General features: G+C 62.7%; 15 protein-coding genes and 1 pseudogene. 9 read left to right on the forward strand and 7 right to left on the reverse strand.

The window, feature by feature from the left end:
* The first annotated feature begins 145 nt into the window (after positions 1-145).
* The 6 genes from boxA (at position 146) to ASD75_RS16145 (ending at position 7011) form a co-directional block, all read left to right on the forward strand.
* Entirely contained in the window at positions 146-1423 is a 1278-nt protein-coding gene (gene boxA / locus ASD75_RS16120) for a benzoyl-CoA 2,3-epoxidase subunit BoxA (protein WP_056746953.1), read from the forward strand.
* A 258-nt stretch (positions 1424-1681) separates the two neighbouring features.
* Complete coding sequence (locus tag ASD75_RS16125) at positions 1682-2482, forward strand: DUF3348 family protein (RefSeq protein ID WP_056746954.1); 801 nt, start codon at positions 1682-1684, stop codon at positions 2480-2482.
* Positions 2479-5148: a DUF802 domain-containing protein gene (locus ASD75_RS16130; RefSeq protein WP_056746955.1), complete on the forward strand. Its 2670-nt coding sequence runs from the start codon at positions 2479-2481 to the stop codon at positions 5146-5148. Before ASD75_RS16125 ends, ASD75_RS16130 begins: the two co-directional genes overlap by 4 nt.
* Entirely contained in the window at positions 5145-5813 is a 669-nt protein-coding gene (locus ASD75_RS16135) for an OmpA family protein (RefSeq protein ID WP_056746956.1), read from the forward strand. The genes ASD75_RS16130 and ASD75_RS16135 overlap by 4 nt, the downstream gene beginning before the upstream one ends.
* The gene (locus ASD75_RS16140) at positions 5810-6400 is read left to right on the forward strand and encodes a DUF2894 domain-containing protein (protein WP_056746957.1); all 591 of its coding nucleotides are present in this window, start codon (positions 5810-5812) and stop codon (positions 6398-6400) included. The genes ASD75_RS16135 and ASD75_RS16140 overlap by 4 nt, the downstream gene beginning before the upstream one ends.
* 317 nt (positions 6401-6717) lie before the next feature.
* On the forward strand, positions 6718-7011 hold the full coding sequence (locus tag ASD75_RS16145) for a DUF4148 domain-containing protein (protein WP_056746958.1): 294 nt from the start codon (positions 6718-6720) through the stop codon (positions 7009-7011).
* A 356-nt stretch (positions 7012-7367) separates the two neighbouring features.
* On the opposite strand, the gene ASD75_RS16150 is transcribed toward ASD75_RS16145, so the two are convergent.
* The 6 genes from ASD75_RS16150 to ASD75_RS16175 form a co-directional block, all read right to left on the reverse strand.
* Entirely contained in the window at positions 7368-7943 is a 576-nt protein-coding gene (locus ASD75_RS16150; protein ID WP_056746959.1) for a VOC family protein, read from the reverse strand.
* A 4-nt stretch (positions 7944-7947) separates the two neighbouring features.
* Positions 7948-8961 carry a zinc-dependent alcohol dehydrogenase family protein gene (locus ASD75_RS16155; RefSeq protein WP_056746960.1) on the reverse strand — a complete coding sequence of 338 codons (1014 nt, stop codon included), beginning with the start codon at positions 8959-8961 and terminating at the stop codon, positions 7948-7950.
* Positions 8962-8969: 8 nt separating this feature from the next.
* Positions 8970-9548, reverse strand: coding sequence for an amino acid synthesis family protein (locus tag ASD75_RS16160; RefSeq protein WP_056746961.1), 579 nt, complete (start codon positions 9546-9548; stop codon positions 8970-8972).
* Positions 9549-9577: 29 nt separating this feature from the next.
* Positions 9578-10549, reverse strand: a complete 972-nt coding sequence (locus ASD75_RS16165; RefSeq protein WP_056746962.1) for a tripartite tricarboxylate transporter substrate binding protein — start codon at positions 10547-10549, stop codon at positions 9578-9580.
* Positions 10550-10646: 97 nt separating this feature from the next.
* The gene (locus tag ASD75_RS16170) at positions 10647-11507 is read right to left on the reverse strand and encodes a fumarylacetoacetate hydrolase family protein (RefSeq protein WP_056746963.1); all 861 of its coding nucleotides are present in this window, start codon (positions 11505-11507) and stop codon (positions 10647-10649) included.
* Positions 11508-11864: 357 nt separating this feature from the next.
* Positions 11865-12584: a GntR family transcriptional regulator gene (locus ASD75_RS16175; protein WP_056746964.1), complete on the reverse strand. Its 720-nt coding sequence runs from the start codon at positions 12582-12584 to the stop codon at positions 11865-11867.
* Between the two features lie 34 nt (positions 12585-12618).
* Here ASD75_RS16175 and ASD75_RS16180 point away from each other — a divergent pair, with 34 nt between their 5' ends.
* From ASD75_RS16180 to ASD75_RS16190, 3 genes and pseudogenes are all read left to right on the forward strand, one after another.
* Positions 12619-13206, forward strand: a complete 588-nt coding sequence (locus tag ASD75_RS16180) for an NADPH-dependent FMN reductase (RefSeq protein ID WP_056746965.1) — start codon at positions 12619-12621, stop codon at positions 13204-13206.
* Positions 13207-13312: 106 nt separating this feature from the next.
* Positions 13313-13729, forward strand: coding sequence for an SRPBCC family protein (locus ASD75_RS16185; protein ID WP_056746966.1), 417 nt, complete (start codon positions 13313-13315; stop codon positions 13727-13729).
* A gap of 31 nt (positions 13730-13760) precedes the next feature.
* Positions 13761-14027, forward strand: a pseudogene (locus ASD75_RS16190) (cytidyltransferase); the annotation flags it as partial.
* Between the two features lie 343 nt (positions 14028-14370).
* On the opposite strand, the gene ASD75_RS16195 reads toward ASD75_RS16190, so the two are convergent.
* Positions 14371-15321 (reverse strand): allantoate amidohydrolase (locus ASD75_RS16195; protein ID WP_056746968.1); only part of this gene is annotated, 951 nt, incomplete at its 5' end.

The raw sequence follows: 15321 nt of genomic DNA on the forward strand, positions 1-15321 counted from the left end.
CCGCTGAGTTGCCCGTGCCGCATTCGCCCCTGGCAAGATGGCACGAGCGGCCCGGCGAAGCGGGCTCTGCGTTGTGGCACACCGAATGCCTCCACTGTATGCAAGGTCCCAGCACTGGTAGCCGGATATTGCTCGAAGAATGAATATGGACACCCACACGCTGATCGACAACGGCATCCTGAAGCAGCATCTGATCGACCCAGAGATCTGCATTCGCTGCAACACCTGCGAGGCCACCTGTCCGGTCAACGCGATCACGCACGACGACAACAACTACGTGGTGCGAGCCGATGTGTGCAACGGCTGCATGGCCTGCATCTCGCCCTGCCCCACGGGTTCCATCGACAACTGGCGTGCGGTGCCAGTGGCCCGTGCCTACACCGTTGAGGAACAGTTCAGCTGGGAAGAACTGCCGGGCGAGCTTGCCCCCCATGAACTGGTCGCAGCAGACGGAGAGCCAGCCACAGAGGTAACGGCGCTGCAGCAAGCCCCCGAAGCGCCTGCTGAGCCGGGCACGCAGGTGTTTCGCTCCGCCCAGTACGGAGCCACGGTACCGCCCTGGTCTGCAGCCCATCCCTACACCAATCTTTTTCCGCCCAAAAACCCGACCACGGCCACCGTGGTCGGGAACTTCAATTGCACCGAGGCGGGTTTTGAGAGCGAGACCCACCATGTGGTGCTCGACTTCGGCAGCATGCCGTTCCCCGTGCTGGAAGGGCAATCGATTGGCATCATCCCGCCGGGCGCCGATGCGCTGGGCAAACCGCACCACGCGCGCCAATACTCGGTGGCCAGTCCGCGCAACGGTGAGCGCCCCGGCTACAACAACCTGGCGCTGACCGTGAAGCGCGTGACCGTGGACCACGATGGCAACCCTGTGCGAGGCGTTGCCTCCAACTATGTTTGTGATCTGAAGGTGGGCGACAAGGTGCAGGTAGTGGGGCCGTTCGGCAGCAGCTTCCTCATGCCCAACCACCCGCGATCGCACATCGTGATGATCTGCACCGGCACTGGCAGCGCTCCCATGCGCGCCATGACCGAGTGGCGGCGCAGGCTACGCAACAGCGGCAAGTTTGAGGGCGGCAAGCTCTTGCTGTTCTTCGGCGCACGCACGCAGCAGGAACTGCCCTACTTCGGCCCCCTGCAAAGCCTGCCCAAGGATTTCATCGACATCAACCTGGCTTTCTCCCGCACGCCCGGGCAGCCCAAGCGCTATGTCCAAGACCTGATGCGCGAGCGCGCCGCCGACCTGCTGGCCCTGCTGCGCGATGACAACAGCCACTTCTACGTCTGCGGCCTCAAGGGCATGGAAGAAGGCGTGGTAATGGCGCTGCGTGACATCGCCCAGGAGGCGGGGCTGAGCTGGGACGCCCTGGGTGGGACGCTTCAGCGCGAAGGGCGACTGCATCTGGAGACGTACTGAGGCGGGCATGGCATCGGCCTGAGCCAAACTCAAGCCATTGCGCCCCCCAAAAAAAAGGCCCATTGGCCGGGCCTCGGGGCGCTGCATGGAGCCCTTTCCCTTGTGTAACAGCTGCAACGCCGGAGGCTGACTGGCAGACTGGTCTGTCGTTCCTGCGAAAATAGCGGGCTTTGCCTTCGGGAGGACTCCTTCCCCCGATGCACGCGCCGCCGGACCCTCCCGCTCGGCCGTGCCCACCCAGTGCACAGCCTTCACGGGATGACCCAACACCACCGACTCAACAGCTCACGCCTCGTGGTCCTGCTCCAGCAATGGACGCGGGAAGCCAGCGAGCGGGCCGCGCCTCCGCTACCAGCAGCCAAGCCCCCCGATGTGGCAGAGCAGCTGAGCCTATGGCTGGGAACCGTGGACGCCGTCCAGCTCAGCCGGGCGCTGCACGCGATCGAGAACTTGCCATCGCAGGCGGCGACTGCACAGCACCCGGCAATGGCGCTGAACATGACGGTACTCGCCGGCCTGGTAGCGAAGGTTCGGGCCGACCTCGAAGTGCAGCTGGCCACGAGGCCCACTGCACCCAAGCCACTGCGGGCCCGGGCGGACAACACCCCCGTGGAACTGCCCGACCCCAGGGTGGACACGGATTTCGCCACCCACGCGCCACGCTATCTGGACCTGCAAAAGCAGATGGAGCTGCGGCTGCAGCCCCTGCGGGCACAGTTGCGCCAGGCGATCGCACAAGGCGCCCCCAGATTGCGCCAGGTGGCGGCGCTGGACGCCGTGATGGAGCGCATGCTGGCACCGCGTGAACAACGGCTGTGGGCCTTGCTACCCGCGCACCTGGAGCGCCGTATGGCGCACCGCCACCGGCAACACCAGCACAGGCTGACCACCCAAGGGTTGACCGATGAGCCTGCGCGATGGCGGCAGGCTGGAGGCTGGCTGTGGGCCTTCGAGCGCGACATGCAGGCCCTACTTGCCGCAGAGCTGCAAACGCGCATGGAACCGATCACGGGACTGCTGGAAGCAGCCCAGAACGACACAACAGGACAACAGGAATGAACAAGAGTGTGATGACAGCCATCTTCGCTGCGGGCCTTGCAGCCGCTGGCTGGGTGGGCTGGGGTTTTGTGGGCCACAGCCCGCTGGCACTGGCAATGACGGTGATGATCGCCGCCACCTACCTGCTGGGAGCCTGGGAGCTGATGCGCTATCGCGCGGCCACCGCCTCGCTGACGCGTTCGCTAGAGGCCCATCAAGAGCCCCCTGCCCTGGATGCCTGGCTGGAAAGCCTGGACCCCGCACTGCGCCACCCGGTTCGCCAGCGTATCGAAGGAGAGCGTGTAGCCCTGCCTGGCCCTGCACTCACGCCTTACCTGGTGGGGCTGCTGGTCATGCTGGGCATGCTGGGCACCTTCGTGGGCATGGTGGTGACATTCCACGGCGCCGTGTTTGCCCTGGAGGCCTCAGGCAACCTGGAATCCATCCGCAATGCACTGGCTGCGCCCATCAAGGGGCTGGGTCTGTCGTTCGGCACGTCCGTCGCGGGGGTCGCCACATCGGCCGCACTGGGCTTGTTGTCCGCCCTGAGCCGCCGAGAGAGGCTGCAGGCGGTGCGCCAGCTGGATGCGCGCATCCCCACGCTATTCCGTGCCTTCTCGTCCGCCCAACGGCGCGAGGACACCTTGCTGGCCCTGCAAGCGCAGGCCCAGGCCCTGCCACTGATTGCCGATCGTCTGCAAGCCGTGATGGAAGGACTGGAGCGCCGCCACAGCCAGCTCAACGACCAGCTGCTGGCGCAACAGCAGGGGTTTCATCAAGAGGCCTCTGCCGCCTACACCCAATTGGCGCAGGCCGTGGGTACATCGCTGCAAGACAGCCTGAGCAACAGTGCCCAGCAGGCCACCGCCGCCATGCGCCCGGTGGTGGAACAGGCCATGGCAACGCTGGCACAAGAGTCCCAGCGCACCCACGAGCGGCTGCGAGAGCACACAGGCCAGCAGCTGCAAAGCCTCAGTGCGCAATGGGAGGGCACAGCACGCAAGGTGGCCGACACCTGGGCCCAGGCGCTCGACCAGCAGTCGAACACACAGGGCACGCTGATCACCCAGTTTGAGGTTGCAGTGCAAAAGCTCACGCAGACTTTCGACGAACGATCGAAAACACTGCTGGACTCCCTGCACGTATCGGCTGCACAGCAACAGGCTGCCCAGGCGGAGTCCGACCAGCGGCGACTGCAAGGCTGGGAGCACTCCATGCAGGACATGGCTCGCAACCTGGCCAGCGAATGGCATCAAGCGGGCAACCAGACGCTGGCCCAGCAGCAGGAGGTGGGCCAGGCCTTGGAGCGCACCGCACAGCAGATGGACCGGCAATTGCAAGCCACCACCCAGGCATTTACACAACAGGCCGAAGCCCTGGTCACCACACTGCAGGCGACGGTAGCCGAAGCCCACGGTGCGCAGCGCGCTGCGGATACGCAGCGGCTCGCCGACTGGACGCAGTCTATGCACCAGATGGCCCAGAAACTCAGCGGCGAATGGCAAAGCGCGGGGGCACAAACTGCCGAACAGCACCAGACAACCGGCGCGGCACTCGCCAAAGCAGCCCAGCAGCTGGAGCACCGCCTGCAGTCAGCCAACAACGCATTTGAAGAACGCTCCGAGGCCTTGCTGGCTGCATTGCAAAGCACCGTCACCGATGCTCAGCAGGCGCAGCGCGACGCCGATGCGCAACGGCTGGCAGACTGGAGCCAGTCCCTGGAGAGACTGGCCCACACGCTCAGCGCTGAATGGCAGCGCGCAGCCACACAGACCGTGGAACAACAGCGCGCCCTGATGCAGACCCTGGAAGACACCGCCACGCAAGTGAGTCTGCGACTGAACGCCCAGGTGGACCGTACATTGGGCAGCGCCACCGCGCTGATGGAGCAATCCGACGCCCTGCTGCGCACACGCATCGACAACGAAGCGCAATGGGTGCAAGCCCAGGGTCAGCGCATGGATGCGCTGACCCTGGTGTGGCGCGAGGAACTGACCACCCTGCGCGATGCGGAAGCCGCGCGCGGACAGGCGGCAGTGGACCGCCTGGATACTCTGCAAGCCGCCGTGGCAAAGCACCTGGCCACCCTGGGCGCTGCGCTGGAAGCCCCCCTCACGCGCCTGCTGCAGACCGCCTCCGACGTGCCGCAAGCGGCGGCCGAAGTCATTACCCAGTTGCGGCAGGAAATGACACGCCTGGGCGAACGCGACAACCTCGCACTGGCCGAGCGCACGGCCATGACACAGCAGCTGGGCAGCCTGCTGCAATCCGTGAACGAAGCCGCTGTGCAGCAGCGCGCGGCCATTGACGCACTGGTGGGTTCCGCCGCCGAGGTGCTCGAACAGGCGGGCCAGCAGTTTGCACAGGCCCTGGGCGCACAGGCGGGCAAGGTGGACGAAGTGGCAGCGCAGGTTGCGGCCAGCGCCATCGAGTTGTCCAGCCTGGGGGAATCCTTCCAGCACGGCGTCGGCCTGTTCAGCGCCAGCAACGAGAAGCTCGTGGAGAGCCTGCAAGGCATGGAGGACGCCCTTCGCGAGTCCATGGGCCGCAGCGACGAACAGCTGGCGTACTACGTGGCACAGGCCCGCGAGGTGATTGACCTGAGCATCAGCGCACAACAAGGCATCGTGGAAGACCTGCGTCGACTGCATGGCAAGGCCACGGCAGAACAAGGGGTGCCCGCGTGACCGGCGTGGACGACACCCTGGATGATGCTACCGACCAGACGGCACCGGTGTGGGCCGTCTTCGGCGATCTGATGGCGGGGCTGCTGGGTGCGTTTGTACTGATCCTCGTGGGCGTGCTGGTGGTGCAGATCGACCTGGTGGCCAGCCTGCAGCAGGAAGTGCAAAAGCGCCAGATGGAAGAGCAGCGGCGCATGGCGCTTGAGAAGGCCCTGGCCATTCCGCTGGCCAGCGGGCGCGTGACGGTGAACAACGGGCGCATTGGTATCAGCGGCAGCGTGCTGTTTGCCACAGGTTCGGACGAACTGCGTGCCGAGGGACGGCAACTGCTCAAGAGTCTGGTTCAGCCGTTGGGGGTTTACTTGCGGGAGCGCGACGAAATGCTGATGGTCAGCGGCTTCACCGACAACACCGCGCTGCTGCGCGGCAGCCAGAAGCGTTTTGCGGACAACCTGGAGCTGTCAGCCCAGCGTGCACTCACCGTGACCCGGGCTCTGATTGACGAGGGCATGCCATCGTCCCAGGTGTTCGCCGCAGCCTTTGGCGCCGAACAACCCGTGGCTGACAACAGCGACGAAAAAGGCCGTGCACAAAACCGCCGGGTGGAGATGGCCCCAGTCCCCAAGGCCGCCAACCCCCGGTCCACCGAGTCTCCCCGCGCACCATGACAGATCCCCGTCTGGAGGCATTGCGTGCAGTGGGCGCGCACCACAACGACCCCGCGCGTTTTCACTACCTGGAGATCCTGGCGCGCCGCCTGCCTGGCCAATCAGCGGCCGTGCAGCGGCTGTTGGCGCACAAGCTCGATACGGCGCTGGCGGGCTACCCCGAAAACCCGCCCCACACACCTCCATCACAGGGCAACCAACGCCCCGCCCCTGCAGCATCTGCGCTGGCACAACTGAACCAAACCCTGGGAACCCCTCGGCGCAGCATCGCCAGGGACGACCCCTTTGCGATGGACAGCGCTCCATTGCCCGCGCTCAAAAGCGTGCGCCATTTCAGCGAGGTCTGGTCGCACATCGCCGCCGAGCAGCAGGTGGTGCAGGCCCTGCACAGGGGGCCTGAGAACGCCGGGCCACTCAACGCCCACAAGCTGATGCTGCGCTCACTGAACCTGATGCGCTCCCTGTCCCCCGACTATCTGCGCCATTTCATGGCGCAAATGGACACCTTACTGTGGCTGGATCAGGCAAGCAATCGAGCCACAAGCCCCGCTCCGCGTTCGGTGCGCAAGACACGCAACAAGCCATAGACCGATAGATCCGCATGCCTGCAGCCAGGGCACAAACCACGGCTGTGTAGTCCCCGGCCCAACACCCGGCGCGATGGAAACTGACGCTTCGGCGCCTCCAACCGCTGACGCGAAACGTCACAGTACGTGGCCCAGCCATTGTTTTCAAAACTGGAACGGTTGGTTTGCGACTGGATGGTTTTTCTCTGAACACCATCGGCGTACAGTTCATCCCATCGATGAGCCGAACCCGCAAGGCGACTCACCGAACCCGGTTCAGGAATGGTTTTTGACCCGGCTTTTTTGAGACGCTTTTTTAGCTTTTAAGGATTTTCATCATGAACAAGACCGCCCGTTTCCTCTCCGTCGCCGCTGTTGCCGCTTTCGCCGCTTTTGGCGCCCATGCCGACGAAGCCGATGGCTCGCAATTTGCCCTGAAGTTCGACACCAACCGCACCCGCGCTGAAGTGCAAGCCGAAGCTGTAGTGGAAGCCAAGACCCACAACATGGAACCCGCAGGCTCGCGTGTGGTGACCTACCAATCCACCGCTGACCGCGCTGCCGTGCGTGCACAGGCTGCCGAAGCCGTGCGCACCGGCCAGATCCCTTCGGGCGAATTCAGCGCCATGTAATTTGGCAGACCAACTGCTTGGGTTGGATTGAAGCAGTTGCGGGACTTCCCATGGNCGAAGCCGTGCGCACCGGCCAGATCCCTTCGGGCGAATTCAGCGCCATGTAATTTGGCAGACCAACTGCTTGGGTTGGATTGAAGCAGTTGCGGGACTTCCCATGGCGGTGGCACTTCGCACGGTGCGGGTGCTGCTGCCATGGGGAGTGTTTTAGACAAGCACTCACTCCCGCACTGATCAAGCAAACGGGGCTCCCATTGGGAGCCCTTTTTGTTGCGTGCGAACACAAGCAAAACGTCGAACGCCTGTTGCATCTCCAAGCCGAAAGCCTCTGCGTCATCGCGAAAAACGAGCGTTCGCTACGCGCTCCCGGCCTTCAATGCCGCGCGTCGTTCAGCAAACTGCGCAGCCCACTCGGATACCGGCATAAAGCTGGGGTCCGAACGCACCACACGCTCCGTCTGTGCCCAGATGGCTTCGTCATCCTGATCCAGGTCCAAAGGATCACCGTGGGGCTGACTCACGTACCAAGGAGTGTCCAGATAAACCTCCACCGTGTTGTCTTCCGGGTCCATGCAGTAAATGGATATCGCATTGCCGTGGTTAAGCCCGCGCATCTTCGACGCGCCCAGTGCCAAGGCGCGGCGACGCGCCTCGCGCAGATGATCAATGGTCTGGACCTTGAAGGACAGCTGCATCACGGTGCTCGGGGCATCTTCACCCCGCCCTCCAGCCAGCACCAACTGGTGGTGCTGATCACCACGCCCGCTCAGAAACACGATCTCGAAGCGAAAGGTCACGCCTTCGCCACGATCAGTCTCCTGCATGTCGAACACTCCGGTATAGAAAGCCTTCATCACCTCCAGGTCACGGCAAAAAATGCCACAGTGAGCGAGATTGGCGGTATAGGGTGGGTTCACGTTGCGAGACTCCATGGGTTCAGGGAATGAGGACCAGCTTGCCCAGCGTGCCGCCGGTGTCCAACAGCTCGTGGGCCTGACGAACCTCTGCCAGTGGCATGCGCATGGCACGCGGTGCACGCACCTGGCCACTCGCCATGAGCGCAATGGCTTGCTCCATCAAGCCGCGGCGCTGAGCCACATCGGCATCCACCGCATGAATGGAGAAGGTGCGTATCGCCAGACTCTTGGCGAGCAGTTTGCGAAGCTCATCGAACACATCACTCGATGGTGGGCCTGCAAGGATGTTGTACGACACCGCCATGCCTGAGGGGGCCAGCGACCGCAGACAGGCGATAAACAGCGCCGCCCCCACATGATCAAAAGCGAGATCGACGCCACGCCCCCCAGTGAGCTCCATGACGCGTTGCGGCAGGGCCTGCACATCGCCATCAACAAGTTCGCTAACTCCGTTTTCCAAGGCGAACTGGCGTTTTTCTGGGGTTGATGCAGTACCGATGACGCGCAGGCCTCGCGAGCGCGCCACCTGGGCCAGCGCGGTGGCAACCCCACCTGCTGCACCGGGGATCAGGATCGCTTTAGCGGGTAGGTTGCCGTTGCTGGCCAGCAGCGCCAGTGCGAGCTGGAAGTTACCGAGACTCACCGCGTCCTCGAACGCAATGCTCTCAGGCAGCACAAATGGCACAACTTCGGACACGCAGATCGCCTGCACGTAGCAGCCCCCGCGCTGTGGCAACTCTCGTGCACTGACCAGCACGCGGTCACCCACAGACAGGCGGGTGACGCCCTCACCGATGGCATCGACGACCCCGGACAGCTCATTGCCGGGCACCGCGGGCAGTGGGGGCATCCATTTGTAAGTACCGTTGCGAATCAGAACGTCCGGCCCACCTGCGCCTATGGCATGAGCCCGGACGCGTACTTGGCCCGGTCCGGGATGAGGTACAGGGATGTCCACCAAAGACAGAACCTCCGGACCACCCGTGACCTGGAGCTGCACGGCCTTCATCGTGCCAGTGGAAGAAGTCGCCATGTCTAACCTCAGCGCTGGCCGTCGTGTACAGACACCTGCTCGCGCGTCAGGCCGCCCAGGCGCGAGTGGACGCGTCCGCCATCGGCCATCACCAGTGCGAAAAGGATTTCGTCGGGGCGGGGCGCGTCCTGGATCCCCACCTCGGCACTGTTGAAATGGCTGCGGACATAGGCCGCATGGATGTAATGCAGTGGCACCATCAAGCGGTAGCCCGTAGCGGCCACGGCCTTCGCCGACGGCACGATGGCTTTGGGTTCACCCAACACTTGTCGCATAGCCCAGCCCCCCGCTTCATGCCAGACGGCGCCATGCTCCAACTCGCCATTCACGCCGACGATGGCTGCCTTGCTATAGGCCTGTACTTTTTCCTTGCCCAGCGTAGCCACCAGCTCTTCAGCGAGCATCGTACCGAGGGTGCGCAGCTCGGCCATGAAAGGCAGCAGATCTGGCTCATAGCGGCCAGCGTAAGGATTGCGAATCACAGCGCAAGCAGAGGCGATGCGCAGCGGCTTGTCTACCGGTGGTCCGCCCTCGTGGTACACCGTTTCAATTGTCAGGCTGCGTTTGCGGATAGCGATCAAGTTCATTCAAAAGTCCTTCGACAAGGTGATTGGAGTCATTGTTTGGGAATCTTGGCATCAGCCACTACCTGCTGCCATTTTTCGATCTCGTGGCTCACCATGACCTTCATTTCCTCGGGCGTGCTACCGCGCGCTTCGCCGCCCATGTCCTCCAAACGCTGCCGTACTGCAGGCGCCTGTAGCGCACGAAGCACCTCCGCATTGAGGCGATCAACGATCGGTCGGGGTGTTCCTGCGGGCGCCAGAAGGCCGGCCCACGAGCGCACGTCATAGCCCGTCACACCTTGCTCCACGACGGTGGGAACATTGGGCAGGCCTACCCACCGTTGGGGGCCGGTGGTTGCGATGGCGCGCAGCTTCCCCGCCTGGATGTTGGTCAATACCGCGGTCGGCGGAGCGATGATGAATGGCACATCGCCTGCCAGCAGCGCCGTGATCGATGCAGCATCGCCCCGATAAGGAACGTGCAAAAGATTGACTCGAGCCATCTTGGCCAGCAGCTCGCCCGCCAGATGGTGGGTTGAGCCCACGCCCGCAGTCCCGTAGCCGACCGATCCCGGTGTGGCCTGTGCGTTTGCGATGACTTCACGCAGGCTCTGGACTTTCGAATTGGCGTTGACAACCACCAGGAACGGAAAGAAGGTGATCGTGGAAACCATCTCGAAGTCCGCAACAGACTTGTAGGGGAGCGTGTTGTAGAGAGCGCCCGCCACCGCATGCCCCCCGGTGGCGAGCAGCAACGTGTATCCGTCGGGCTTTGCCCGCGCTACCGTGGTGGCGGCGATGGTGCCGCCAGCTCCAGACTGTGCCTCCACCACCACAGCCTGGCCCAAGGCTTTGGCCATCTCTGCGCCCACAGCGCGGGCGATGGCGTCCGCATTTCCACCAGGAGCGAACCCCTGATAGAGCTTGATCGCTCGCTCGGGATAGGCTTGGGCCAGGGCCGGCAGCGCTGGCCACCCAAGAGCGGCCGCGCTGCAGGCGGCCAGGACGTGTCTTCTTTGCATGGTGTTTGTCTCCGTGGGCGGCGGCCGCGTGGGGCCTTGCTCTACCCTTGCAGGGTCTGGATGGAAGATCGAACGGGTAAATGACACCAGACGATGGTCAGCCCTGCGCAACCACTGGATTGCGCAGCACGCCGATGGCTTCAATCTCCACTTCCACGACGTCGCCAGGTTTCATGAACTGCGGCGGCTTCTTGCTCCAGCCCACGCCGGCAGGAGTGCCAGTGATGATCACGTCACCGGGGACCAACGTAAAAATGGTTGAGGCATACGCAATCAGGCGGGGGATCGAAAAAATCATGTGCCCTGTATGGCTGGACTGCACCACAACGCCGTTCAGACGCGTCTCCAGCTTGAGTTCGCGGCCAGGCGCGATCTCGTCTGCAGTCACCATCCAGGGACCGAAAGCACCCGTGGATTCGAAGTTTTTGCCGGAGGCGATCTGCTTGGCATGGAACTGCCACTCACGCACGCTGGCATCGTTGTAGCAGCTATAGCCTGCAATGTGCGCCCAGGCGTCCGCCTCGCTGATGTCACGACCCTCCTTGCCAATCACTACGGCCAGCTCGCCTTCCCAATCCAGCGACTCCGAAACATGGGGACGGACGATCGGACCTTGATGTGGCGTCTGTGAACGCCACACGCGCAAAAAGATCGGCGGCTGCTCGGACAGCTCGCGTTGCATGCCAGCAGCGAGCACCTCCTGGTGGTGATCCATGTAGTTGCGCACCGCGCAGACAATTTTTTCGGGGCGAGGAATCACCGGCAGGAACGTCACTTCGGCCAACTTTGCGTCGGCCTTGAGATCTGCCACCAACGCATCCCGGCGCGCGAAGTCCGGGCTTGCGATAAAGCCAGCCAGCGTGGCATGGCCGGTTCGGATCGCCAGTTCGGCAACACCGTCATCGAGGACGGCACCCCAGGTTTCACGGCCGGCGATTGAGTAGGACATCAGTTTCATGGGTTTCCTAGAAAAGGGATGAAAGAGGAATCTGAGAAGGCACAACGATCAGAACTTGAACTTCTGAACCTTCGAATATAGTGCATGAATGTATTTTTATGCACAAAATACAAATTATGCGTAGTGATTTACACCGAGCGATTTGAGGGAACTTGCTTGGCCACTTGCGCAAGAAGAGGCACTTGCAGACAACGGAAATGGGGAACTCAGAAGCGAAAAAGCCCACATGCGCGATGCATGCGGGCTCTGCACCACGCGAGTCGGGTGCAACCAGGAATGAGGAGGGGCAGGGCTGCCCAGGAACCGGTGAAATGCCTGTACCTAGACCATGCCCGGGCTCGCAATGGCAGTGGAGGGTCAGCCTCCCTGGCTGTGCTCCAGCTTGCTCAGCACCGAGAGCACATTGCGCTCGGTACTCAAGATGTGCTCTTGCAAGAGTGCACAGGCGGTGTCTGCATCGCGCCGCAGCGTAGCGTCCATGAGCTTACGGTGCTCACTGGATTTGTGCTTAAAGGTCTTGCGAAAGCGCGCTGAAAACCGCCGGTAACGCTCCGCCTGGTCGAAGAGGCTTGCACTCCAAGTCCGCATGCGCTCTGATGGACTGGCTGAAATCAGTGCCATGTGAAAGGCAGTGTGCACGTCCGTCCACCCTTGGTCCAAAACGACCGGACCATCGCTAAGTCGGCCTTCTACCTTCTCCAAGCGGTGAAATGCCCCCACTACTTGCGCCTCCCAAACGTCGTCACCGTGGGCAATCGATTCGCGCAGCGCCTGCACATCAAGCATCACACGCATGCGCGTGATGTCGCCCAAGTCCTCTGCAGAAATCGCCGTTACACGAAACCCTCGCCGTTCATCTGCCCGGATCAACCCCTCCTGGGCCAGACGACTCAGCGCCTCCCGCAACGGACTGCTGGAAAAGCCGTAGGCAGCTTGCAGTTCATCGAGCTTGAGCTTGGCGCCTGGACCGTAGGTGCCATTCAACACATCCCTGCGCAATTGCGCGAAGGCCTGATCCACCAGGGGCGGGGTGCGAGGGGATGTGTCTGTTTTGTACATGTTTTGAATTTTATGCATAAACTTCAGGCATTGAAAGAACGAAAGAATCTCAATGAACACCAACCAGATGACACGTCCTATCCGCCTCCTCGCCATCTCCGGAAGCCTCCGCCGCGCGTCGCACAGCACTGCCGTGCTGCGAAGCCTCCAGCCGCTGCTACCTTCTGGAACCACACTGGAGTTGTTCCCTCTCGACGAGATCCCCATGTACAACGCAGATCTGGATGGGGAGCAACCACCGCCTCCAGTCGTCCAGCTCAAGAACGCCATTGAACATGCGGATGGCCTGGTACTGTGTTCTCCTGAGTACAACTACGGCATACCCGGGGTACTCAAGAACGCGATTGACTGGGCTTCACGGCCGGGATTTGCATCTCCTCTCAAGGGCAAGCCCGCGCTCATCATGACGGCGTCGCCAGGCACGGCAGGGGGAGTGCGAGCACAGGCCCAAATTCGTGATGCTTTGGCAGCCACACTGGCACGCCCCTTGGTGCGGCAGCACATCGCCATTGCTGGAGTCGCCGCGCGCATACAAGACGGTCACTTAGTGGACAAGCCTACTCTGGATATCATCCAAACAGGATTGCACGAGCTGGTCGAGGAGATCCGGTGGATCGCCGCGCGCAGCCAACAAGTCTGAGACAGAAGTCGCTAATAAGGCCGGGTTTTAGCGGCCAGTGCCGATAGGGCTGGACTCGGCACCCAATCTTTGAATATGTGCCGGGTCACCCGAATGGAGGTCGCTCATGAAGATCACCGTCTCCACTGTGGTTGCCGCACCGTTGAAAGAAGTCTGGCGGGCATACACAACACCCGAAGACATCAAACAATGGAATACAGCGTCCCCAGACTGGCACACGACCACCTCGTCGGTGGATCTGCGGCCAGGTGGCAAGTTCTCCTCTCGCATGGAGGCGAAGGACGGCTCATTCGGGTTTGACTTTGCAGGTGAATACACCAAGGTTGTGCCGTGCCAGCTCATCGAATATGCCTTCGGAGATCGAGCAGGACTCGTTGAGTTCAACGAGGGCACGGACGGAGTCAAAGTTACGGTCACATTCGACGGGGAGCAAACGCACCCCGAAGAGCAGCAGCGAGCCGGCTGGCAGGCTATCCTGGACAACTTTTCTCGCCACGTGGTCGCGAAGCTGGCGCCGCAATAGCGGCCAGCTCGCGGAGCCTCTTGCCCGTACATGCGACCTGCCCGAGGCCCGCATGCGCGCCGCACTGCAGTCAGTGGCCGTGTTCGACCACCCCGACCGCAGCCAGCGCGGYCGCACCATCACGCATGCACACTACTTTGACCTGGGCGATGCGCCCTTCCCGGTGGTGCAGGCCGATGACGATGCAGCGCTGGTGCWGTGGAGCCGCATCGACCAGCTGGCAGGCCTGGAAGAGGAATTCTTCGAAGACCACTTCCACATGCTGGACCACTTTCTGGGGCTGACGAAGCTGGACTAGTGGAGCCGCATCGACCAGCTGGCAGGCCTGGAAGAGGAATTCTTCGAAGACCACTTCCACATGCTGGACCACTTTCTGGGGCTGACGAAGCTGGACTGATCCGTTCCACCCGCTTTTYGCATCCAAACGGGYKCAARCGCTACGGAATCATGYMTCTGCMGCTATATTTTRTATAGCACCAGGGATTCTCTGCACGAATCGAGCGGTCCGTGGGCGCTGCGGATCGGGATGGGCTGTAAGGCGCAAGACGCAGCAATAGCCGCAGCTATGGCGAGTACTTGCAACGCGGCAGACTGCCCGAGGCCGCAGATGCACACGGCGCGGTGATTCGTGCAGAGGATCCCTAGGTRCCAGCCCGCTCCAGCATGGCGTGCAGCAGCACGTTGCACCCGGCCTCGATGTGCTCGGGTTTCGCATCCTCGATCTCGTTGTGGCTGATGCCGTCCTTGCAGGGGATGAAGATCATGCCGCTGGGTGCGAGCTTGGCCATGTACACGGCATCGTGCCCCGCGCCGGAGACGGCAGGCATGTGGCTGTAGCCCAGCTTGGCGGCGGCGCGGCCCACGGCCTGCACGCATTCGGGCTGGAAGAGCTGTGCGGGGTAGCTGGACACCATTTCAATGTGGACCTGCACACCGTGTTCTTGGGCCACCTGGTCGGCAAAGGCCTTGACCTCGGCGGCCATGGCGTCCACCAGCGCGTCGGTGCTGTTGCGCAGGTCGATGCTGAACTTGACCCGGCCGGGGATGACGTTGCGGCTGTTGGGGAAGACTTGCACCATGCCCACGGTGCCGCGCCCGTGCGGCGGGTGGCGGTGGGCGGCGGCGACTACGTCTTGCATGATGCGTGTGGCGGCCAGCATCGCGTCCTTGCGCAGGGCCATGGGGGTGGGGCCTGCGTGGGCTTCCATGCCGGTGACGGTGCAGTCAAACCAGCGGATGCCCAGCACGCCGCTGACCACGCCGATGGTCTTGTTGTTGTCTTCCAGCACGGGGCCTTGTTCGATGTGGGTTTCGAAGTAGGCGCCGATGGGGTGGTCGCCGGGCTCCTGGTCTCCGATGTAGCCGATGCGCTCCAGCTCACCCTTCACCGTTTTGCCTTCGGTGTCGGTGGCGGCGTAGGCGTGCTCCAGCGTGAAGGCTTTGGCGAACACGCCGGAGCCCATCATCACGGGCACAAAGCGCGAGCCTTCTTCGTTGGTCCAGAAGGCCACTTCGATGGGGGCCTCGGTTTCGATGCCGTGGTCGTTGAGCGTGCGCACCACTTCGATGCCGGCGAGCACGCCGTAGTTGCC

It is taken from the genome of Acidovorax sp. Root568 (genome assembly GCF_001427445.1).
GTDB classification, from domain to species: Bacteria; Pseudomonadota; Gammaproteobacteria; order Burkholderiales; family Burkholderiaceae_C; genus Acidovorax; species Acidovorax delafieldii.